We start from the raw sequence: 22,466 nt of genomic DNA on the forward strand, positions 1-22,466 counted from the left end.
CCGTCAATCAAAGCTTTCATGCCTTGATGCGCCTGCTGCGCTACGCCAAAGGCTATCGGCGGCAAATCATTACCGCGACGATTTGCTCGATCATCAACAAGCTGTTCGATATCGCTCCAGAGATTTTGATCGGTGTCGCCATCGACGTGGTAGTGAACCAGGAGAGCAGCTTCGTGGCGCGGCTGGGGTTCGAGTCTCCCCAGGAACAAATCACCATTTTGGCGGTGCTCACCTTCTTTATTTGGGCGGGGGAGTCGCTGTTCGAGTACCTGTTCCAGATCCTCTGGCGCAACTTGGCCCAGCGGCTGCAAGCAGATATGCGCCAGGACACGTATGAGCACGCCCAGCGCCTCGACATGGCGTTTTTCGAATCGAAAAGCTCCGGCCAGCTAGTGGCCACCATGAACGACGACGTCAACCAACTAGAGCGCTTTTTGGACGGCGGTGCCAACGCGTTGATTCAAGTGGTGGTAACGGTGGTGGCCGTGGGTGCGGTGTTCTTCGTGCTTTCTCCGCTGATCGCGCTGCTGGCATTCACGCCGATTCCGCTGATCATTTGGGGCGCGTTCTTCTTCCAGCGCAAAGCGGGGCCGCTATACAGCGACGTGCGCGAAAAAGTGGGCGACCTGGCCAGCCGTCTCTCCAACAACCTCAGCGGCATCGCCACGATCAAAAGCTTCACCAGCGAAGCGCGGGAAGCCGAGCGGCTGCGGGAGGCCAGCGAAGCCTACGTGGACGCCAACCGCCGCGCGATCAAAGTCAGTTCTGCGTTCATTCCGGTCATCCGCATGGCGATTCTGGCGGGCTTTCTTGCCACCTTCACCGTGGGCGGCATGATGGCGCTGAACGGCAGCCTCAACGTCGGCGCTTACGGCGTGCTGGTGTTCCTGACCCAGCGCCTGCTGTGGCCGCTTACCGGCCTTGCTCAGGTGATCGATCTGTTCGAGCGCGCCATGGCCAGCACCAAACGGATTCTGGATTTGCTCGAAGTGCCGATTACCGTGAAGGACGACAGCACCACGCCGTTGGCCGCCCCGGTAAAAGGCGACGTGCGTTTCGAGGCGGTCAGCTTTCAATATGAGGCTAGCCAAGTAGGCGTGAACGGCGTGGATCTTCACGTGCCCGCAGGCAGAACACTGGCGCTAGTGGGGGCCACCGGCTCGGGTAAATCGACGTTGATCAAACTGCTGCTGCGTTTCTACGACCCCGCCAGCGGCCGTGTGTTGGTAGATGGCCAGCCGATCACCGACGTCAGTATGCACTCACTTCGCCAAGCGATTGGCCTTGTCAGCCAGGACGTGTACCTATTCGAAGGCAGCATTCGCGACAACATCGCCTACGGACAGCCGGATGCCAGCGATGCCGCGATTATCGACGCCGCTAAAACCGCCGAAGCCTGGAGCTTTATCGAAACACTGCCCCAAGGGCTGGATACGCCGGTGGGCGAGCGGGGCGTGCGCCTTTCCGGCGGCCAACGCCAGCGGCTGTCACTGGCGCGGGCGCTATTAAAAGACCCGCCGATTCTGGTGCTGGATGAAGCCACCAGCGCGGTGGATAACGAAACCGAAGCGGCCATTCAGCGCTCGCTCAAGCGCATCGCCCATGGCCGCACGGTGATCATGATTGCCCACCGGCTTTCCACCATCGTGCACGCCGACGAGATCGTGGTGATCGAGAAAGGCCAAGTGGCCGAGCGCGGCACCCACGCCAGCCTGCTAGACGCCAACGGCCACTACGCCGCCCAGTGGCGGGTACAAACCGGGGCCGCCCAAGCAGGCGATGTGGAAGCGCTTAGCCACTAAGCGCTCATCAGTGGCTAAGCCAACGTTAGCGGTTCACCAGCAGCGCATTCAGCGTGACGGGTACATGCTCATCGATCTGCTGGTAGCCCAACATCGACAGCACGGTGCGTACCGTGCTGTTGGCCATCAGCGCGTTGCCATCCAATGCCATGGGTTCGGCGTGGGTCACGCGCACCTCGTTCAACCCCTCGCGGGTAAAGCGCAGCGGCACCGCCTCTTCCTGGTTAATCAGATCGGTTTGCACCCGAAAGGTGAGGGTTTCCACCATCGACTCGCCAATATCCAAGCCGTCTAACCGCTCCGGCGGCATTTGCGCCACCAGCGTCACCAGCGGGGTGTTCGCCAGCATGCCCACCCACGGCGGCAGCTCTCCAAAGCGGTCGAGCAGGTCGGTTTGGCTCAAGCGCAGCGGCAGGCGCAGCGTGCCATCGGCCGAAATATCGCCCTGTAAATTGCTCACCCGATGGTGATGGGTTTGCGGGGCCTCGCCATCCAGTTGGGTAATCGACGCCTGCACCCGGGACTGGCCAGGATCGAGCTGCCAATCCGCCTGCACCGGCAGCGCCAACAGCAGCGGGAAAAGAGCCATCAAAGCTTTCAAAGCGGTTCTCCATAGAAGCATTCACCACCAGACCCCAGCGCCGGTAATTAGTGCCGAAAAAATGCCGATCACGCCGTAAGATAGCGCCCGAAGGGGTAGCCTCGCCCCCCCACATTCGCTATGATATGCACGCTTTTCGGGCCTATAGCTCAGTTGGTTAGAGCAGGGGACTCATAATCCCTTGGTCGTAGGTTCAAGTCCTACTGGGCCCACCATTTCTATATGCTTCTCCTAAATATTTCTTCAAAGCAGGGGATTATGAGTCCCTTTGTCCTTGGCTCCCCGCCGCTTGTTGTTTCTATCGTTATTTTTTCATCCGCTTGGTAAAAGGTAGCTAGGCACTCTTGAGTTTATTGTTACTCGTATGAGGCAAGTTCGTTTATAGAATGCAGTAGTTTCTTGAATTGTACCCAAGGCTTTAGCCCCGTGCCTTGTGGGTAAGGCATTTTGCATATTGAGCGTCTCGTTAAGCTGCATTCGCGTAAACATAGCCCAATAGCCAGTTCAAGGCTCCTACCTCCTGGGGTTTGTGCCGTTGTAGGTGCGAAATAAGATCTCCTGTTTCTGGGCGAGTGGTCAGGCGAGCTTTGATAGAGTTTGGATGGGATGCACTGAAGAACAGCAGTGTATCAGTTAGTATTGGCCGGGGTGAGGGGTAATACTCCAGCTGGCCCAGATTGACGATAAGTGAAGAAACGGCAAAAGCCGACTTGCGGAGGGAGCTGCATGCTGAAGCTGGAAGAGATCAAACAGGATGCCCAAGTTCGTGGCATCAAGCCTGATGAGGTGGTACGAGTTGTAGCCGTGGTGCCAGTGGGCGCCGATGCGCTGACCATCTACTTCAAGGATAGCCAGGGCGCGGTTCATGAGCAGATGCTGTTTCGTGACAACGAGCCCAGTCTCTCGCTGGCCCAGGCTGGGCGTCCTTGGGCCTTTGACGCCCCAGGCGCTGACTTCAAGCTGGGCCTAGAGGCCTACCGCATCAGCCAGGCGGCGCTGTTTGATCCCATGATGGCGGTTCATACCTCCAACGTGGAGCCTTTACCCCACCAAATATCTGCTGTCTACGAGGCTATGCTACCTCGTCAGCCGTTACGTTTTGTACTGGCTGATGATCCCGGTGCTGGTAAAACCATCATGGCGGGCCTGTTGATTCGCGAGCTGCTGATGCGTGCCGATGCTAAGCGCATCCTCATCGTGTCGCCCGGCGGGCTGACCGACCAATGGCAGGATGAGCTGCTAGAGAAATTTGGCGTGCAGTTTGAAATATTCAGTCGCGAGAAGCAGGAGCAGTGCGCCTCTGGAAATTACTTCGACGAGCAAAACCAACTGATCTGCCGCTTGGACCAGCTCTCGCGCAACGAGCTTTATCAACAGAAGCTCGCCAATACGGAGTGGGATCTGATCATTGTCGATGAGGCCCACAAGCTATCGGCCAACTACTTCGGCAATAAGATCAACAAGACCAAGCGCTTCCAACTCGGTGAGCTGCTAGGCTCGATTACCCGCCACTTTTTGTTGATGACGGCCACCCCGCATAATGGCAAGGAAGAAGACTTCCAGATTTGGCTATCGCTGATTGATAGCGACCGCTTCTACGGCAAGTTCCGCGAAGGTGCCCACAAGGTCGATGTTTCCGACATGATGCAGCGTAGGGTTAAGGAAGAACTGCTCAAGTTCGATGGCACCCCACTTTTCCCTGAACGCCGCGCCTACACCGCTAATTACGATCTCTCCGACGCAGAGGCTTCGCTCTACGAGCAAGTGACCGACTACGTTCGCAACGAAATGAACCGAGCCGATGCGCTCTCTGGTAAACGAAAGGGCACTGTAGGTTTCGCGCTAACTCAGCTGCAGCGGCGGTTGGCGTCCAGCCCAGAAGCGATTTACCAGTCTCTCAAGCGGCGCCGTCGCAAGTTGGAAGACCGCCTTAATGAGATGAAGCTCATGGCTCGTGGTCAGGCTATTCATGAAGGGAAAGTCGCCTCCACCCTGGGCACTTATGCGGTACAGAAGCAGATTGAATTGCCAGATAATTTAGACGAGCTAGATGAAGAACTGAGCGCCGAGGAGTACGAGCTCTACGCCGAACAGGTAGTGGATCAGGCCACCGCCGCGGAGACTGTGTCCGAATTGGAGGCTGAGATACTGATTCTTCAGGACTTAGAGGAGCAGGCCTCGCAGCTGGTCGCATCTGGTAACGACCGCAAGTGGGAAGAGCTTTCGCACCTGCTACAAGACAGCCCTGAGATGTACACGTCCGGCGGCAGCCGCCGAAAGCTGATCATCTTCACCGAGCACAAGGATACGCTCAACTATCTGGTCGATCGCATCCGCAGCCTGTTGGGCTGCCCTGAGGCGGTGATCACCATCCATGGCGGCACTAACCGTGATGAGCGCCGTAAAGCCCAAGAGCAGTTCCGCAACGACCCGGATGTGCTGGTATTAGTGGCCACCGATGCCGCCGGTGAGGGCGTTAACCTACAGAATGCCAACTTGATGGCGAATTATGATTTGCCTTGGAACCCTAATCGCTTGGAACAGCGCTTCGGGCGCATTCACCGCATCGGCCAGACTGAGGTCTGCCACCTATGGAACCTGGTGGCTAATGAGACGCGTGAAGGTGCCGTATTTCAGAAGCTTTTCGACAAGCTCGAGGTGGAGAAGAGCGCGCTTGGTGGCAAGGTCTTCGATATTCTTGGTGAGGCGTTTGAGAATACTTCGCTGAAAGACCTGTTAGTAGAAGCCATTCGCTATGGCGAGTCCGACGAAGTGAAGTCGCGGTTAGAGCAGGTGATTGAAGGTGCGTTGGATACCGACCACTTGCGCGAGATCATTCGCCGGAATGCCCTCGTCGAACAGCATATGGGCCTGGAAGAGCTCTACGCGGTGAAGGAGGAGATGGAAAAGGCCGAAGCACGCAAGCTACAGCCCTACTTTATCCGCGCTTTTTTCACTGAAGCATTTCAAGGGCTGCGAGGCGAAATGCGCCCAAGAGAGCAAGGGCGCTATGAAGTACGCCACGTTCCCGCCGCCATACGTGAGCGGGATCGCATCGTTGGAGAAAGTAGAACGCCAGTGCTGAGAAAATATGAGCGTATCTGCTTCGAGAAGGAGCATGTGCGCCTGCCTGGCAAGCCAATGGCGGACTTGATTCACCCCATGCACCCGCTAATGCATGCCACGACCGATTTGGTGCTGCAGGCCCACAGAGCCAAGCTAAAGCAGGGCGCCGTGCTGGTAGACCCCAACGACGACAGCACTGAGCCTAAAGTGCTGTTCATGGTCGATCACTCGGTGCGTGAAGTTGAGAAACAGATCAACGGCTCACCCAGGGTTGTTTCACGCTGCCTACAGTTCGTGGAAATCGACGAGCAGGGCAGAGCGACCCATGCGGGCTGGGCGCCGCATTTGGACATGCAGCCCATCGATGATCATGAACTCAATCTGATGCAGGATGTGCTGAAAGCGCCATGGATCACTGGCGACCTAGAGGCCCTGGCGCTCAATCACGCTGTGCAGGCGCTAGTGCCTAAGCACTTCCGCGAGGTGAAGGGGCGCCGCGAACGCCACGCCGACAAGGTGCTCAATGCCGTCAATGAGCGGTTGGTCAAGGAGATCAATTACTGGTCTGACCGTTACATAAAGCTCACCGACGATATGAAGGCCGGAAAGCAGCCGCGCATGCAGCCAGAGATGGCGCGCAGGCGGGTGGATGAACTGACCGAGCGGCTCAACCAGCGCCGCAGTGAACTCGATGCCATGAAGCAGGTGGTCTCCAGCACGCCGGTGGTGATCGGCGGCGCCCTGATGATTCCTAAGGGCTTGCTGGCCCAGCGCCAAGGCGAGACCCAGTTCAGCGTCGATGCTCAGGCCCGTGCCCGCATCGAACAGTTTGCCATGCAGGCGGTAATGGACGCCGAGCGTGCCATGGGTAATCAAGTGTTTGACGTCTCTGACCAGAAATGTGGTTGGGATGTAACGGCTCGCCCGCCAGCCAACCCGGATGGCTCGATTCTGCCTGACCGCCATATTGAGGTGAAGGGGCGTGCAAAAGGGCAGAGCACCATTACTGTCTCTCGCAACGAGATCATCTACGGCCTTAACCAAGCCGATAAATTCTGGCTGGCTATCGTCATCGTGGATGGGAAAAGCGTAGAAGGGCCTTATTACGTGCAGAAGCCCTTTACAAGTGAACCTGACTTTGGCGTGGCCAGTATCAACTATGACCTGGAGGAGCTGCTTTCTAAAGCAGCGCCAGTGGGTGTCCTCGAATGAAACTCTCAAAACTACGCATCAAGAATTTCCGCTGTTTTCAAGATGTTGAGGTTGACCTCAATGAAAAACTGACAGTGTTCATAGCAGAAAATGGTCAGGGTAAGTCGACAGTGCTGGATGCCATCCGCATTGGCCTTTGGCCCTTTGTTAGCTCATTCGATGCTGTAACGAGCACTATGTCAAATTCAGGAATTGATGTGGATGATGTTCACCTTGCTAGAGGTAAACATAGAAATATGGAGCCTCAGCTCCCTGCACGAATCGAAGCAGTAGCCAAGATCAACGGGCAGCCTGTTCGTTGGGCAAGGCAGCGCGATAAAGTAAGCAAAGGTGCCAAAACGACGGTCAAGGATGCTAAACCTATCGCTGAATTAGGGGCTCGTTTACAAGAAAAAATCAGGATGCTGGCTGCAGATAATACTGAGCATGACAGTTCACTAGAGACACCTTTGCCTATCGTTGCTTATTACGGCACAGGGCGTTTATGGAAGCAGCGCTACTTAACGCTCAAAAATCAATCTAGTAGTGATTTTTTTTCTCGCACTTCTGCATACGTTGGCTGCTTAGACTCAGGCTCCGATTACAAACACTTCGCAGATTGGTTTTTTTATCTTTATGCCTCAGATTTTGAACAGAAAACAAAAGAAATGGAGGAAGAGGGGTTTTCTGGGTTGGTGGACGATAAGTTTGTCTATGCAGACTTGATGCAAGCTATTAGAAGGCCTGTAGATCAAGTACTTGGAGCACTAGGATGGAAACACCTGAGCTACAGCCCGAGTCAGAAAACCTTGGTGATGAACCATGATGATTTGGGCACACTTAAGGTTGATCAACTTAGTGACGGTTTAAAGAGCATGATAGCGATGACGGCTGACATTGCTTATCGCTGTGTGCGCTTAAACCCATACTGGGGTGAGAACGCAGCCAGAAAAACCACTGGTATCGTAATGATTGACGAAGTGGACATGCACCTACATCCGAGTTGGCAACAGGTGGTGCTGCAGCAGCTGCATGAGGCATTTCCAGAAGTACAGTTCATTGTCACTACCCATAGTCCCCAAGTACTGAGTACAGTGCGGCGAGAAAATATTCGCATACTTTCAGTCAATGGAAGCAATCAACCCTTGGCTAGAACTTATGGTGAACCTAGTGGGAATGTGATGCACGGCGTGATGGATGTGGATCCCCAACCGCCAGTTGCTGAAAGGAAAGACCTACAGCGTCTGACAGAACTGGTTGATCAAGGCCTTTACGACCAGCAGGAAGCAACGGAACTGACGCAACGGCTAACTGCAGCACTTGGTGAACAACACCCTCAACTGCAGCGCTTGCAACGCAGTATTAAACGACAAAAGGCACTTCAGGGATGAGGCATATCACCAAGCAGGGGAGTGGTGGTCATCATTTGCAAAAAGCTCATCTAAGACCGCCTCAAACTAATCAAGAAGCCACTAGTCGGTGGCGAAGTTTTAATCACAAACAGAAAGTGTTGGAGAGCTTACTGGAGGAGCAGTACCAACTCTGTTGTTACAGCGAACTACGCTCAGACCATCACGAGCTTGGCTACCACATCGAGCATATTGAGAACAAAGGCCAAGCGCCGCAGCGCACCTTTGATTACACCAACTTGGCTGCCAGCGCACTCGACAGTGACCGGCTTAGAGCTTTTAAAGACCGGCTGGTTCAAGAGAATCTGCCTGGAGACTTCTTTGGCGGCCATGCTCAGGGTAAGCAACAGTCAGTGGATATGCAGCGATTTATCTCGCCACATCAGCAGGATTGTGCTCGTTTTTTCGCCTTCCTATCAGATGGACGCATAGTGCCAGCAGAGAACCTCAATGAGTGGGATCAGGAGCGTGCTAGGTACACGATAGATCTACTCAACTTAGATAGCGGCTTTTTAAAAGTTGAGCGTCAGAAGTGGTGGGATGAGCTCGAACAGCTGTTCGATGAGCACTTGGATAAAGATATGGATATTGACTGTCTGGCAGCCATTTATCTTCTGCCTATCTCTCAAGGTTTGAATCCATTTTTTACCCTGACAAGAAAGTTTTTTGGTCGTATTGCCGAGCAAGTGCTGCAACAGGATGCCCCGGAATTACTATGACATCACCTATTAAATCCCCCAAAAAGCTGATCGAAGTGGCACTGCCGCTGGATGATATCAATGCTGCGTGTGCACATGAAAAAATGCCAGGCATTGGGCCACACCCTAGGGGCATACATCTTTGGTGGGCGCGGCGACCATTGGCAGCGGCGCGGGCAGTGCTGTTTGCCCAGTTGGTCAACGACCCCGGCTATCAGCGTGAACTAGGCTACGGGGTGAATAAGCAGGAAGCGGAGCGTAAGCGCGAGAAGCTGTTCGATATTATCCGCGACCTGGTGAAGTGGGAAAACACCAACAACGAAGAGGTGTTGAACCGTGCCCGTGTAGCGATTTGGGAGAGCTGGCGAGAAACCTGCCATCTCAACCGCAACCATCCTGAGGCAGCTGAGCTATTCAACCCTGAGAAGCTGCCCGCTTTTCATGACCCATTTGCCGGTGGTGGGGCTATCCCGCTGGAAGCCCAACGGCTGGGGCTGGAAAGCTATGCCTCTGATCTCAACCCCGTAGCGGTGATGATCAACAAGGCGATGATCGAGATTCCGCCCAAGTTCGCTGGTCAACCGCCGATGGGGCCGATTCCCGAAGGCGAAAAGCAGCAGAAAATGCATGAGGACTGGTCAGGCGCCAAGGGGTTAGCTGAAGACGTGCGCCGCTACGGCCACTGGATGCGTGAGGAGGCATTCAAGCGTATTGGCCACCTCTATCCCAAGGTGGAGATCACACCAGAGATGGTTGCCGAGCGCCCCGATCTCAAGCAGTACGAAGGCGAAGAGCTGACGGTGATTGCATGGTTGTGGGCTAGAACGGTAAAAAGTCCTAATCCGGCGTTTAGCCATGTTGATGTGCCATTGGCTTCAAGTTTTGTATTGTCTAGTAAAAAGGGTAAAGAAGCTTATGTGGAACCTGTGGTTGAGAGTGATGAGTATCGTTTTGAGATCAAGGTAGGAAAGCCTCCGGTTGCCGCTAAGCTAGGAACTAAAGCAGCAAGAGGGGCTAATTTTACCTGTTTGTTGTCTGGTGCACCGATATCGGGCTTGCATATCAAAAGTGAGGGAGAAGCAGGACGCTTAGGTGCTCGCTTGATGGCCGTCGTGGTTGAAGGCAAGCGCGGGCGTGTTTATTTATCGCCCACGCAAGATGCAGAGGCAGTCGCAAAGAGTGCTCAGCCTGAGTGGAAGCCAGAAACCAGCCTACCAAATGATCCAAGAAATTTTTGGACTATTCCCTACGGACTGAAAACCTATGGTGACCTCTTCACTGCTCGCCAATTGGTAGCCTTAACCACCTTCTCCGATCTAGTTCAGGAGGCCCGTAAAAAGGCGATTGCCGATGCTAAAGCAGTTAGCCTGCCGGATGACGGCCAAGGCCTAGCTCAAGGGGGGGCTGGTTCTACTGCTTATGGGGAGGCGGTGTCGGTTTACTTAACTTTCTGTGTGGATCGTTGCGCAGATTTCAATAACTCATTGACGGGATGGCGCCAAGGCAATGAGAAAATAATGTATTTGTTTGCCCGTCAGTCTATTCCAATGGCTTGGGACTTTGGGGAAGCCAATATTATGGAAAATGTAGTTGGAGGGTTCATCACCAATCTTGAATACCAAGTCAAGTGCTTACTGAAACTTGGTACTTCAGCTGTAAAAGGTAATGCCTTGCAGCTTGATGCTGCTACCCAAGATATTAGCAAACTTAAGGTTATCTCTACTGATCCGCCATACTACGACAATATTGGTTACGCTGATCTCTCGGACTTTTTCTATGTATGGATGCGTCGATCGCTGCGTAACATCTATCCTTCCCTATTTGGTACGATGGCAGTACCTAAAGCTGAAGAGCTGGTGGCAACTCCTTATCGACACGGTAGCAAAGAAAAAGCTGAAAATTTCTTTATGGATGGCATGACTCGCGCCATTCATAACTTGGCTATCCAATCCCACCCGTGTTTCCCGGTAGCAATCTACTATGCGTTCAAGCAATCAGAAACTAAGCAAGGTAGTACTACCAGCACCGGCTGGGTGACCTTTCTTGAAGCAGTAATTCAAGCGGGCTTTTCCATTGATGGCACTTGGCCAATGCGAAGCGAGCAAACCCATCGAATGATTGGAATGGGTACCAATGCGCTTGCATCCTCTATCGTTCTTGTCTGCCGCAAACGCTTAATTACCGCTGAAACCATTTCCCGCCGCGACTTCCAGCGTCAGCTCCGCGAGGAAATGCCCGAAGCTCTGGAAACCATGATTGGTGGCGTAACCGGCCAGGCACCTATCGCGCCGGTTGATCTGGCCCAGGCGGCCATAGGACCGGGTATGGCCATCTACTCCAAGTACGAAGCAGTGCTAAACCAGGACGGCTCAAAGATGAGCGTCCATGATGCCCTGGTGCTGATTAACCGGGCGATTACCGAGTTCTTGAATCCTGATTCCGGCAACTTCGATGCCGATACGCAGTTCTGTGCCAGCTGGTTCGACCAGTACGCTTGGAGCGCTGGGCCTTTCGGTGAAGCGGATACGCTTGCACGGGCCAAGGGCACCAGTGAGGCTGGCTTGAAGGAGGCCGGTGTTATCGAATCCGGTAGCGGTAAGGTACGTTTGCTGAAATGGAGCGAGTATCAGTCTGAGTGGGACCCGGCCACCGACAAGCGCACGCCGGTATGGGAAGCTTGCCACCAGATGATCCGCCGCCTGCAAAATCACGGTGAATCTGCCGCCGGTGAGCTGCTGGCCAAGATGCCGGAGAAGGGCGAGGCGATCCGTCAGCTGTCGTACCACCTGTATACCCTCTGCGAGCGCAAGAAGTGGGCCGAAGAGGCGCGCGCCTACAACGAGCTAATTGGCTCCTGGCATGCCATCGTGGCGGCATCCCATGAAACGGGGCATGCTGGCGAACAGGGCGGCTTAGATATTTAGGAGGCAGCATGCTGAAGCGGTTAGAACTGGATAACTTCACGCTTTTTCCCAAGGCGCGGCTGGATTTCGCGCCGGGGCTAAACGTTATCGTGGGTGAAAATGGCACCGGTAAATCGCATCTGCTCAAGGTGGCTTACAGCGTCATCGCTAACGCCTACGAGCAGGCTAACGAGCCGAGCGTAGCCGACCCCACCAAGTCGCTGCTTCAGAAGGGCATTGCCGACAAGCTGATCAAGGTGTTTCGTCCTGAGTCATTGGGCCGGTTAGCGAGCCGTCGCCAGGGGGCGCAGACCTGCAGGGTCTCCGTCGCCTTTGAGCAGTCCGTGCTGGATACCGCTTTCAGCTTCAGTACCCGCTCTCAGACCGAGGTTAAGATCGACAGCTTACCCAGCGCCTGGCAGGAGAAGGCGCCGGTCTTTATGCCGACACGCGAACTGTTAAGCCAATACCATTGGCTGTTGCCGCTCTACGAAAACCGTCACGTGGATATCGAAGAGCACCATATCGATCTCTGCAAACTGCTAGGGGCCCCTGCCGTCAAGGGCAGTCGCGAAAAGACGGTCGCCGAGCTGGTGGCACCCTTGGAAGAGGCGATGGGCGGCAAGGTGGTGTTGGACAAGAACGGGCGCTTCTATCTGCGTATTCCTGGGCAAGGCAACCTGGAAATGCCATTGGTGGCAGAAGGGCTGCGTAAGCTAGCGATGCTCGCTCGTTTGATCACCACCGGCTCGTTGCTGGATAAGGGCTACCTGTTCTGGGATGAACCCGAGGCCAATCTCAACCCTAAGCTGATCAAGTTGGTGGCTTTGGCAGCCGTAACACTCAGCCAGCAGGGCATTCAGGTGGTGATTGCCACCCACAGCTATTTCTTGCTCAAGGAGCTTGATCTCCTCACTCGCCAGCAGGCAGTGGCGCAGCGTTACTTTGCTCTGGTTCGCGGCGAGGGGTTAGTTGAGCGTATCGAGGTGGCCGACCGCCTCAGTGGCCTAGAGCATCTGGTAAGTCTTGATGAAGAATTGGCCCAATACGACCGTGAGATGGAGCTGGTCAATGCCTGAAGTGACAGAGGGCCAACTGACCTTCCGCTTTCCCGAGGGCTGGCAACTGGCTAAATACGATGACAGTTCCTGGTATCGCCAGCGGATGAAGAGTCGCCTTAAGGGAGTGGATATACTGGCCCACAATGGTGGCCCCACCCACTGGTGGGTCGAAGTCAAAGACTGCGAAGGCTATGAGCCAGAAAACCGTCCGCGGCTCTCAGGGGCGGACCCAGGTGAAGTCATCCAGGCCAGGCAGTGGGTTGAGCAACAGGGGCTCAAGCCCACGGTTCAAGTGGCACGTCGCAAGCCATTTATCGTTGATGAAGTCGAGGAAAAGCTCCGCGACACCCTGGCGGCGCTCACCGTCGCTCAGCGGGAAGGTGATCCTGAGCTAGCAAGTTTTCACATCGTTTGGCCACAAGCGCCAACGCTTAAGGTGGTTTTATTGCTGACCTGGAATCAGCGAGACTTCAAACGTTTGGCGACTCGTTTGCGGTCAAAATTGGAGACTGCTCTGGCGCCCTATGGAGTCCAAGGGTTTGTCGTGAACGAGCAGAACCCGGGCGACGCTGGGTTACATTGCCAGGTAACAAGGAACGAAGCATGAGCATTGAGCAGGCCATTCAGCAGCTAACCCGCACCGATGTGATCCGCACCATAGATGCAAGCACGCAGCCAATACCGCCTGGTGAGCGCGTTTCTTGCCTGTACAAGGGTCGTCGCTTTGACCCTAAGCAATTAATTGCAGAGGCATTAGCAACGACTAAACAGTATCGGGTTGATGAAGAAGAGCTAGAACAGGCGCTTTATGAACCCTTTGTGGAAGCGCTTAAGGAACGTGAGTTTGCGGTGGTTAGTAACCCGCGTCAGCTCGGTGATACCAACCTGACGGTGATGGTTTATGAGGTGAAGAAACCGCCTTTGGTACAGGAAAACTTCAAGCGTCTGTTCTCGGCCAACCAGAACCGCTTTTACTGGAACCGCGAGAAATTTGCCAAACTGAAGCGCGGCGCCCCGGTATTCGTGGTCAATAACAGCGATGCTCGTGTGCTGTTTGGCTTTATTCAAGATACTCTGATCCGTGCCGAATACGATGAGAAAAGTCATGTTAGCCGCTTCACCCATCAGGGTGAGACCTTTGAGGTCAGCGGTGAGTATCCTGAGTTCGTCTGCATCGAAGTCCGGTCACTGCAGCACCCGCCGCCGGGCTGGCAGTGGAAAACGTTTGGTAGTGGTGAACATTCCTACATTTCTGGGCCGGAGGTTGGTGCCAATGCTGCCAAGAATAACCTGGAGCGGGTTAACCTATTGCTCGAGGTGTTCGCGCGGGAAGAAGAGGTCGCTTTGCAGCTGCAGACTTGCTATCAGGCGTTGCGCGCCCATGTAGGCGATCAAGAAGAGCCAGAGCAGCAGCATGAACCCCGCGTTTGGTATGTCATGCAGGGTAAAAGTTTTACCCCTGAGATGGGGTTGTCTTACTTATTGTCCAAGCTTGAGGGAAAAGATGGACGTTTATTAAATCATTGGTTGGCAGTAGGAGAGATCAGGCCTGGTGATGTCATCGTCCATCATTCTGCAGGCGAGGTTAAAGCTCTTTCTCAGGCAGTTTCGATGCCATATGTAACATCACAGCCTGATGATTTGCATGATGTTAGGAGTGGTGACGGTCAGCGCGTTGATCTAAAGGTAATTACTCAATTAAAAAATCCTGTGACCTTAGATGCCATACGGCAGAAAAAGTCGAAACTACAGAAAGCTCTAAGTGATGTAAGAGGACCTTACAGCACAGATGGTTCTGGAAAGCAGGGGTATCTCTTTGAGTTTACCTGGGAGGCGCTAGCGATTCTTCTGGGCGGCCACTCTGTTGAATTGCCCGAAGAGATTCAACGCTGGATGCCGATTTTAGACGAGCTGTTCGAGGATTTAGAGGAAACACCTGACGAACAAGGCTTTCATGAGGCAGCTCAGGAACGCCGCCTGCCGATTGAAGAGACCCAAACCCCGGCTAGGGTGTGGCTGCCTCGTGTTAAAGCATTTATGGCTAGTCAGGGTTTTCATTATTCGTTGGCAGAGGTTGCTAACTTTTACCTCAGTATGCGTACCAAGCCCCTAGCGATGCTGGCCGGTATTTCAGGTACTGGCAAGACTCAGCTAGTGCGCCAGTTTGCTAAAGCCATTGGCTATGGTGACTCTGACCACTGCGTGCTAATCGCTGTGCGCCCAGACTGGGCCGACAGCTCCGATCTCATCGGCTATGCCAACATCCAGGGCAAGTTCGAGACTAAGCCGTTGTTGGATGTGATGGCACGCGCCATTGAGCACCCTGATGAGCTTTACTTCGTGATTCTGGATGAGATGAACCTGGCTCGTGTGGAGCACTACTTTTCAGAATTCTTGAGCTTTATCGAGACGCGAGAGCGTGACAGTGATGACGTTATCGTCACTGAGCCGCTGATCAGCCGTGCCGATGTGAATGGCGGTCGCCCGGTTTATCTGCCGCAGAATCTGATGGTGGTGGGCACGGTGAATATGGACGAATCTACCCATGCCTTCAGTCGTAAGGTATTGGACCGCGCCAATGCCATTGAAATGAACGATATCGATTTGGCGTGGGTGAACCCAGAGCGTGATGTGATGCCGATTTCTGGCGTCTATGCTGATGCGCTTAGAGCACCGTTTCTCAATTCGAATGATCTTAGCGATGCCCATAAAAAAGCGCTTGCCAGTTCTATGCAGATGCTAATGCAGGTCAACGGTATTCTCGAACCGGCTGGGCTGCATTTTGGCTATCGGGTACGTGACGAGGTCGCTTTCTACCTGACTCTGCATCAGGAAGAGGCGTTAGAAAGCCTGGAAGGCTTTGATACCGACGCCGCCATGGATTTCCAGCTGATGCAGAAAGTGCTGCCTCGTATCCAGGGTAGCTCGCTAAGCGTGCTCAAGGTACTGATAGGCCTACTAAGCTTACTGGCCAACACGCCGCTCGAGGAAGACGCTGAGTACGGTGTTATTGAGAAGGAGGTCAACCCGCAGAACACCCGCTACCCCAGAAGCGTCAAGAAGCTGCTGTTTATGTTACAACGCTTCCATGATGACGGCTTCACGTCGTTTTGGCTCTAATTTGATATGACCGTGCTCTGTTTTGACCACCCTGACGGTACTATCTGCCAGCTCGCTGTGAGCGAGGTGACATTGCCGCGTTCCATTGAAGCCCAGCGACACATTGAGACACGCGCCCGTTTTAACGTGCACGGCTTGTCACTCAATACGGAGGAGTCAGCGCTAGAGCAGCCGCTGAGTTCGCCACTGTTTTTCGAGTGGCAGCAGCTGGAGTGGCTGTTTGAGCCTGGGCCAAGTTGCCGGTGCGAACCTCCGTTAGCGCTTTATGTGAATGGGGTGTACCAGAAACGGGTTCGGTCGAGATTGTTGCATGGTCAGGTACGCTTGACGGGTACCACGAACTTGGAAAATAGCGTCGGGCTGACGCGCTTTGAGATTCGTGATGCAAATAGCAAGGTGCTGTTTGGCTTAGATAGTGAGGTGTTTCCCCAGAAGCTGGACTACAAAGATGACTTTCCGGCCATGCTGGATGAGATCACTGAAATTCTCTACTCACTTGCCTTCGATGCGTTTACTAAGACGTTTGCCTCGACGCGTCCACGTTCGACCTACCACCAGCTCACTTCAGAGTGGCTAAATCTGTTCAAAGCGCTCTACCACAGTTTAGAGCAGAGCTTGGACACGCTACTTCGCTCACCCAAATCAGATTTGCGTAAAGAATCGAGGGTGAAGCCTGTTCACCGAGTGAAGCGAGCGACACCTCAAGCGATCAAGGTGGCGACACAGCGCCCAGACCGTTATTGTCGTGGCGGTGGCCTGTCGGTAGCGCCCGGTGTACGGCTTTCGCATCTTACCGAGCAGCATAAGCGCATAAGTTACGACACCCAAGAAAACCGGTTCGTTGCTTGGGCAATCACCGATATCCTGCGTCAGATTCAGCGTACCGTTCGCCACTTAAACAGAGGTCGCGGCCTGGATAGCCAGCGGGTTCAGCTAGAGGTGAAAGCACTTGAACGTAGCAAATCGCACCTGCGGCGCCGTCTCAGAAGCCCAGTGCTCGCTGAAGTGGGTACCTTTAATCATCAGATGTTCTTCTCGACTACCCTGACGATGGCGCCGGGGTACAAGGAGTTCTATCACCGCTTTCTGCTGTTGCGTAAAGGCCTGACCATGGCCGAGCACCCGTTGTTCAAGATGGATTATAAGGACATCGCGACCATTTACGAGTATTGGTGCTTCTTGAAGACCGTGAAGCTGCTACGGGAGAACCCAAAATACGATTTGGCTAGCAACGATATTGTTAAGTTGGAACATCACCGTTTTAAGGTGAGCCTCAAGAAGGGCAAGAAATCGGCCGTCAATTTCGTGCAGCGGGGCACGGGTGATGACATCGCGATCTATTTTAACCGCACGTTTCCCAGGAAAGATTACACTTACACTTTCGACCAGAAGCCAGATCAGTTTATCGAGTTCTCTCGCAGTGGGTTCGGCAGCAGTCGTGATAAAAAGTCGTTCAAAGTGATCATGGATGCCAAGTATCGCTTTGACCGTGGATCAAAGGGGTATCCTACCGGCTCTGAAGGCACACCCTACGGGCCGCCACTAGATACCATCGCTCAGCTGCATCGCTACCGTGACGCCATTTTGTGGGAAGATAAGAAAGAACAGCAGAAAACCGTCAAAATGGCCAACAAGAGCATTGGTGGTGTGATCCTGTTTCCCTATCCGGAGGACGAACAGGAATTTGTAGCGCACCCTTTTTATCAAAGCATCGAGCAGGTCAATATTGGCGCGATACCGCTGCAGCCAGGCAAGTCTCGCAAAAACAGGCTGTTTCAGGAGTATCTGGATAGCCTTTTTGAGCAGCCGGGCGAGGTCATCACTGAGTCGCTCTATCATTACGATGATCGTACCTATCAGCAGCGCCGCCAGTCTAACCGAGACATGGTGATGGTCGGCTTGGTGCCCCAGAAGCAGCGAGATGCTAGGATTAAGTATCATTTTGAACAACAGATATTTTATACCCGGTGTCCTGAATCATCGCGCTATCCACTGCATGAGGTGAAAGCTGTAGCGCTGTATGATCAGTTGGAGCGCAAAATTATAGGCTGGGCCAATGTCGTTAGTATTGAAGTGCTGCTAGGGAATGAACTTCATCAGACGGGCACCCAGTGGAAACCAAGCAAGCCTGATCAGCCTTACTATGTCTATCATCTGGATTCGATACAGCACGCTAACTTGAAGGCGGGTGGCCAGATGAAGGGTAATCGTACAGGGCGTTATTTCATCACCCGGCTGGGCTTGGAAGTAGCGCTTCAGGAGCAGGTGCCTGAGTTGCAGTTTATTAGCAGCTGGGAAAAATTTATTGAGTGGAAGACCCTGAAAACGCGCCATTCAACTGTGCGTGTTCAGCGGCGATGCCTATTAGATTCACCTACTGGCCAACCAGTGGATGACCTTGAATTCATCGTAGAAGAAGACGTGGAGCCGTCATAATGTCATTGAAAGCCTGGAGAGATATCGCCACGCCACATAAGGATGTTCAAAAAGGCCTGTTCAAACAATCGGAGTTTGCTGCGGATATCACCCAGGTAGCAACCGGCACGGCGCCTGAAGAGTACCAGGACGCAGAGAAGTTTTTCTCGCGGACTTACATTACCGAGGGTATGCGACTGCTGCTGATCTCGGTGGCCCAGCGCCTCTCTGGCAACGGTGGCGACCCCGTCATTCAGTTGCAGACAGCGTTCGGTGGCGGCAAAACCCACACGATGCTGGCGGTCTATCACCTCGCATCTCGCAAGACGTCTACCGATAAGCTGCATGGCATTTCACCTATTCTTGATGAGGCTGGTATCCATGAGCTGCCCCACGCTCGTGTAGCCGTTATCGACGGTATCAACATGGCCCCGAGCCAGCAGTCGGTGAAGAAACAAGGGCAAAAAGTCACGACGCTATGGGGTGAGTTAGCGTGGCAGCTGCTGGGTGATGAAGGCCTAGCGTTGGTAAAGGAATCCCACGAGCAAGGCACGTCGCCTGGTAAACAGGTATTAGTAGACTTGCTGCAGCGAGCTGCCCCTTGTGTAGTGCTGGTAGACGAGCTGTTAGCTTACATTCGTCAGTTTGAGCTAGGAAAATCCTATTCTGCAGGTACCTACGATAGCAATATCAGCTTCATTCAAGCGCTGACTGAGGCAATGAAGGCGGTACCCAATGCCATCCTACTTGCTTCGTTGCCGGAGTCTGAGCTTGAGGTGGGCGGCACCATGGGCCAGCAAACGCTGACAGCCCTTGAGAAGTATTTTGGTCGTGTAGAATCAGTGTGGAAGCCAGTGGCTACCGAAGAGGCATTCGAGATTGTTCGCCGCCGCTTGTTCGAACATGCCGGTGAGCGTGCCGAAATAGAAGGCATCAGCCGTCAGTTTTCTGACTTCTACCGGCAGCACGCCGCGCAGTTTCCCAACGAGACGCAGTCTAACGACTATTTTGAGCGACTTTGCCGCTCTTATCCGATCCACCCTGAAGTATTCGACCGTCTTTACGAAGATTGGTCGACGCTGGATAAATTCCAGCGCACCCGTGGGGTGCTTCAGTACATGGCGTTCGTGATCCATAAACTGTGGGAGTCGGGCAATCGTGACGCTTTAATCATGCCGGGGTCGCTGCCGTTAGAAGACAGCCATGTGCGCGATAAGAGCATTCACTATCTACCCGGAGGTTGGCAGCCGGTGATTGAGCGAGAGATAGATGGGCCTCGCTCGGCTGCTCAAACGCTTGATAATGATGTTGCACTCTTTGGTGGCGTGCATGCAGCCCGTCGTGCTGCACGTACTATCTTTTTGGGTAGTGCTGCTTCCAGCAGCACCCAGGCGGCCCGAGGTATCAAGCAGGAGCGCATCTTGCTGGGTGCCGTTCAACCGGGTCAGTCTATTGGGATTTTTGAAGACGTGCTCAAGCGCTTGCGCGACCGTCTTCATTATCTCTACTCCGAACAGGATCGCTTCTGGTTTGATACGAAACCTAACCTCCGAAAGGAAATGGAAAGTCGCAAACAAAACATCCATGAACGGGATGCGTTGATTCCGCTGCTCAAAGATCGCACGACCCGTCTAATGGGACGCCAACATCACTTTGCGGGCATCCACGTTTTCACTGCGTCAGGGGATGTGCCGGACGAATATGGCATCGGGCCTCGTCTGGTGGTGCTGCCGACAGAGTACGCTTATAGCCGCACAGAGAGTAATCAGGCCTTTCAGGCGGCGCAGGACATCTTGCGCAACCGTGGGGAACAACCACGTCAAAAGCAGAACCGGTTGATTTTTCTGGCAGCCGATTTCGATGTGGTAAGTCGTTTGAAGGATCAGGGACGCACCTATTTGGCATGGAAGTCGATTGTAGAAGACATTGAAAACGGTTCGTTGAATCACGATATGACTCACTTGCGGCAGGCCAAACAAAGCCGTGACGCAGCAGATTCATCGCTGTCGCAGTTAATCCGTGAGACGTATAAGTGGCTGATGGCCCCAGTAGAGGAGTTTGTAAAAGGCAAGCCAACGCTAGAGTGGGAAGTGGTTCAGGTCTCGACTACGACGCCGAACTTAGTAGATACCATTGAGAACAAGCTGCGTGAAGAAGAGTGGCTGATCTACGAATGGTCGCCAATTTTCCTGCGCAATATTCTCAACCAATGGTACTTCAAGGATGGTGTTACTGAGGTTAGCGCCCTGAAAGTATGGCAAGACTGCTGCCACTACCTTTACCTACCTCGCCTGGTGAACGATCAGGTATTTAAAAATGCCATGAACCAAGGTGTCGCATCGGAGGATTTCTTTGGCTACGCCTCAGGAAAAGAAGGCGATACTTATCTTGGCTTTACCTTTGGGCAAGGGAGTATTGGTGGGCTAGATGGTGAGGCGCTCATTATCGAGCGTGAGGCTGCTAAAGCCTACCGAGACAAGCTCGCAGCTGATGCTGCCCAGCGCGCCAGAGAGCTAGCTGATCGCAATACAGACAACTCATCTGGCCAAAGCGATGAAGGGGTAATAGGTGGTAGTTCAGACGTAGGAGGCAGTGGAATAGCTCATCCTATGGGCGCTGGAGAAAGCGTCGGTAGTTCGGCTGGTCCAGAGGCTGCTTCTACTAACATTGCCAAGAAGCAATTTTACGGTACGGTGAGTCTTGATCCCGTAAAGGCCAAAATGGACTTTGCCACCGTGGTTGATGAGATCGTTGAGCAGTTTACTCTGCGCACAGGCGTACAGGTGAAGATCTCTGTAGAGATTGAAGCATCGAGTGCCGATGGCTTTGATGAGGCGCTTCAGCGGACGATCAAGGAGAACTGCAACGTGCTGAAGTTCATCAGTTCAGAATTTGAGGGTAAGTAACGTGCTAGCCGCTCAAGCAAATGGCTACTAACGCTATGGCAGAAGGGGCGGGTTAATGTTGTCCATGAGTTGGGGTTAGAGGGCAATGTCAATATGACTAAGAAAGTGTTGGAAAAAAATGAAAAGAAAATACTGGTTGTTGAAGGTTTTTTGTTTTTTTATCCAACTCAACAGCTTTGCGAATTGCTTAATGCCCCAACGGCTCTTAGGCATGGCTACGAAGAGGCACGAAATCCTGGCTGGCTAACCTGGCGAACGTTTAAAAATTTTTTGAATCTTTCCAATGAGAAAGAAATCAGGCCGAGCACCCAGGCTAAAATAGAGCGTATCGTAGCCGACAAGCCTGAGTTGAAGGCGCTCCGCCTCGACCCACAAGAACTTGAATTTTTTTGGCAGCCTTATCATGAATGGTCTGCCTTGATTGCGAGCAAATGCCTTCAAGAAACTGTTAGCAAGGAGTATTGGCAGTCTCGAATCGATGCGGAGCGAGATTTGGTCAAGGAATTACTCAATACGCTGGGTGCTCATAATAAATTGCGGGTTTTATTGGCGTGTGACCTTGCCTCCGAGCCGGGTTGCTTGCTTTCTCGACAAGATGTAGAAGGCTTACTGTCTATCGATCCAACTAGTGGGGGCTTTGAGGCTTATCCTGAGTTGATTCGCTTTCGTCTGTGCGCTTTCTCGTCTATGTTGCTTCGCTTTGCTGCATGGCTAGCAGCCGAATGGGAATACTTGACTGGTTGCCACAAAGAGAGAGTGCCGCTTGATAAGTTCTTGCCGCAGTTTTACCCTCAAGTAGGTGAGTGGAGTAATCCAGTCTCGTCCTTCCTAGATTACATCGCAGCCAATTCCGGTTGCCCACCTAGTAGCACAACTAGCGCTTTTCTGGGCAAGTTGTGGGCAGAATATGAGTACTTGAAAGACGTCGAGGGGAGCGGTCGGGGAGAAAACATCGATTCGAAGAAAAGGCTACTAAGAAACTGGATAGGGACAGGCAGTGGACGTCCCGAGCATTCTTCCATCAAGGGTTTTACCGAAGCAGTAGCTGATAGGCAAGCTTCACACAACGATCATGAAACGGATGTCATGGCGATAGGCTATGCTATGGCTTTTGTTTTTCTTGAAACATGCAGGGAGTTTAGAGCATATCTTAGTGCGTATAAGTTACCTGACTCCATGATCGAAGAGATATTCTCTGTGTATGGTAAAGAGTATAAAAAAGCGTCACAGACTATAGCCGAAGCGAGGGGCGACAACTAGCCGCCCCTGCCTGTTTTATCATTAGATAAGGTCT

The 22,466-nt window shown here is 53.3% G+C and carries 12 protein-coding genes and 1 tRNA gene; 12 read left to right on the top strand and 1 reads right to left on the bottom strand.

What is annotated here, in order from left to right; all coding sequences use genetic code 11:
• The first annotated feature begins 26 nt into the window (after nt 1-26).
• A complete protein-coding gene (locus NH398_RS08330) occupies nt 27-1,802 on the top strand; it encodes an ABC transporter ATP-binding protein (protein ID WP_253018145.1) in 1,776 nt (591 codons plus the stop codon).
• Between the two features lie 25 nt (nt 1,803-1,827).
• Here NH398_RS08330 and NH398_RS08335 read toward each other — a convergent pair whose 3' ends face one another.
• Nucleotides 1,828-2,403 (bottom strand): hypothetical protein, encoded by a 576-nt coding sequence (locus NH398_RS08335; RefSeq protein ID WP_139526549.1) that lies wholly within the window; start codon nt 2,401-2,403, stop codon nt 1,828-1,830.
• Nucleotides 2,404-2,541: 138 nt separating this feature from the next.
• Here NH398_RS08335 and NH398_RS08340 point away from each other — a divergent pair.
• From NH398_RS08340 to NH398_RS08390, 11 genes are all read left to right on the top strand, one after another.
• Nucleotides 2,542-2,618: transfer RNA gene (locus NH398_RS08340), tRNA-Ile, on the top strand.
• 511 nt (nt 2,619-3,129) lie between these two features.
• Nucleotides 3,130-6,681: a helicase-related protein gene (locus tag NH398_RS08345; protein WP_253017793.1), complete on the top strand. Its 3,552-nt coding sequence runs from the start codon at nt 3,130-3,132 to the stop codon at nt 6,679-6,681.
• Nucleotides 6,678-8,051: an AAA family ATPase gene (locus tag NH398_RS08350; protein WP_253017795.1), complete on the top strand. Its 1,374-nt coding sequence runs from the start codon at nt 6,678-6,680 to the stop codon at nt 8,049-8,051. The genes NH398_RS08345 and NH398_RS08350 overlap by 4 nt, the downstream gene beginning before the upstream one ends.
• A complete protein-coding gene (locus tag NH398_RS08355; protein ID WP_253017806.1) occupies nt 8,048-8,788 on the top strand; it encodes a retron system putative HNH endonuclease in 741 nt (246 codons plus the stop codon). Before NH398_RS08350 ends, NH398_RS08355 begins: the two co-directional genes overlap by 4 nt.
• Nucleotides 8,785-11,691, top strand: a complete 2,907-nt coding sequence (locus tag NH398_RS08360; RefSeq protein ID WP_253017808.1) for a DUF1156 domain-containing protein — start codon at nt 8,785-8,787, stop codon at nt 11,689-11,691. The genes NH398_RS08355 and NH398_RS08360 overlap by 4 nt, the downstream gene beginning before the upstream one ends.
• Nucleotides 11,692-11,699: 8 nt before the next feature.
• Nucleotides 11,700-12,749 carry an AAA family ATPase gene (locus tag NH398_RS08365; protein ID WP_253017810.1) on the top strand — a complete coding sequence of 350 codons (1,050 nt, stop codon included), beginning with the start codon at nt 11,700-11,702 and terminating at the stop codon, nt 12,747-12,749.
• On the top strand, nt 12,742-13,338 hold the full coding sequence (locus NH398_RS08370) for a hypothetical protein (RefSeq protein WP_253017812.1): 597 nt from the start codon (nt 12,742-12,744) through the stop codon (nt 13,336-13,338). Before NH398_RS08365 ends, NH398_RS08370 begins: the two co-directional genes overlap by 8 nt.
• Nucleotides 13,335-15,851: an AAA family ATPase gene (locus NH398_RS08375; RefSeq protein ID WP_253017814.1), complete on the top strand. Its 2,517-nt coding sequence runs from the start codon at nt 13,335-13,337 to the stop codon at nt 15,849-15,851. The genes NH398_RS08370 and NH398_RS08375 overlap by 4 nt, the downstream gene beginning before the upstream one ends.
• Before the next feature lie 72 nt (nt 15,852-15,923).
• Nucleotides 15,924-18,287, top strand: coding sequence for a DUF2357 domain-containing protein (locus NH398_RS08380; protein WP_253017816.1), 2,364 nt, complete (start codon nt 15,924-15,926; stop codon nt 18,285-18,287).
• Entirely contained in the window at nt 18,287-21,172 is a 2,886-nt protein-coding gene (locus NH398_RS08385) for a DUF499 domain-containing protein (RefSeq protein WP_253017818.1), read from the top strand. The genes NH398_RS08380 and NH398_RS08385 overlap by 1 nt, the downstream gene beginning before the upstream one ends.
• Before the next feature lie 93 nt (nt 21,173-21,265).
• Complete coding sequence (locus NH398_RS08390; RefSeq protein WP_253017820.1) at nt 21,266-22,432, top strand: hypothetical protein; 1,167 nt, start codon at nt 21,266-21,268, stop codon at nt 22,430-22,432.
• The last annotated feature ends 34 nt before the right edge of the window (nt 22,433-22,466 follow it).

Origin of the sequence: Halomonas sp. CnH100-B (assembly GCF_024124605.1) — a bacterium.
Lineage (GTDB): Bacteria > Pseudomonadota > Gammaproteobacteria > Pseudomonadales > Halomonadaceae > Vreelandella.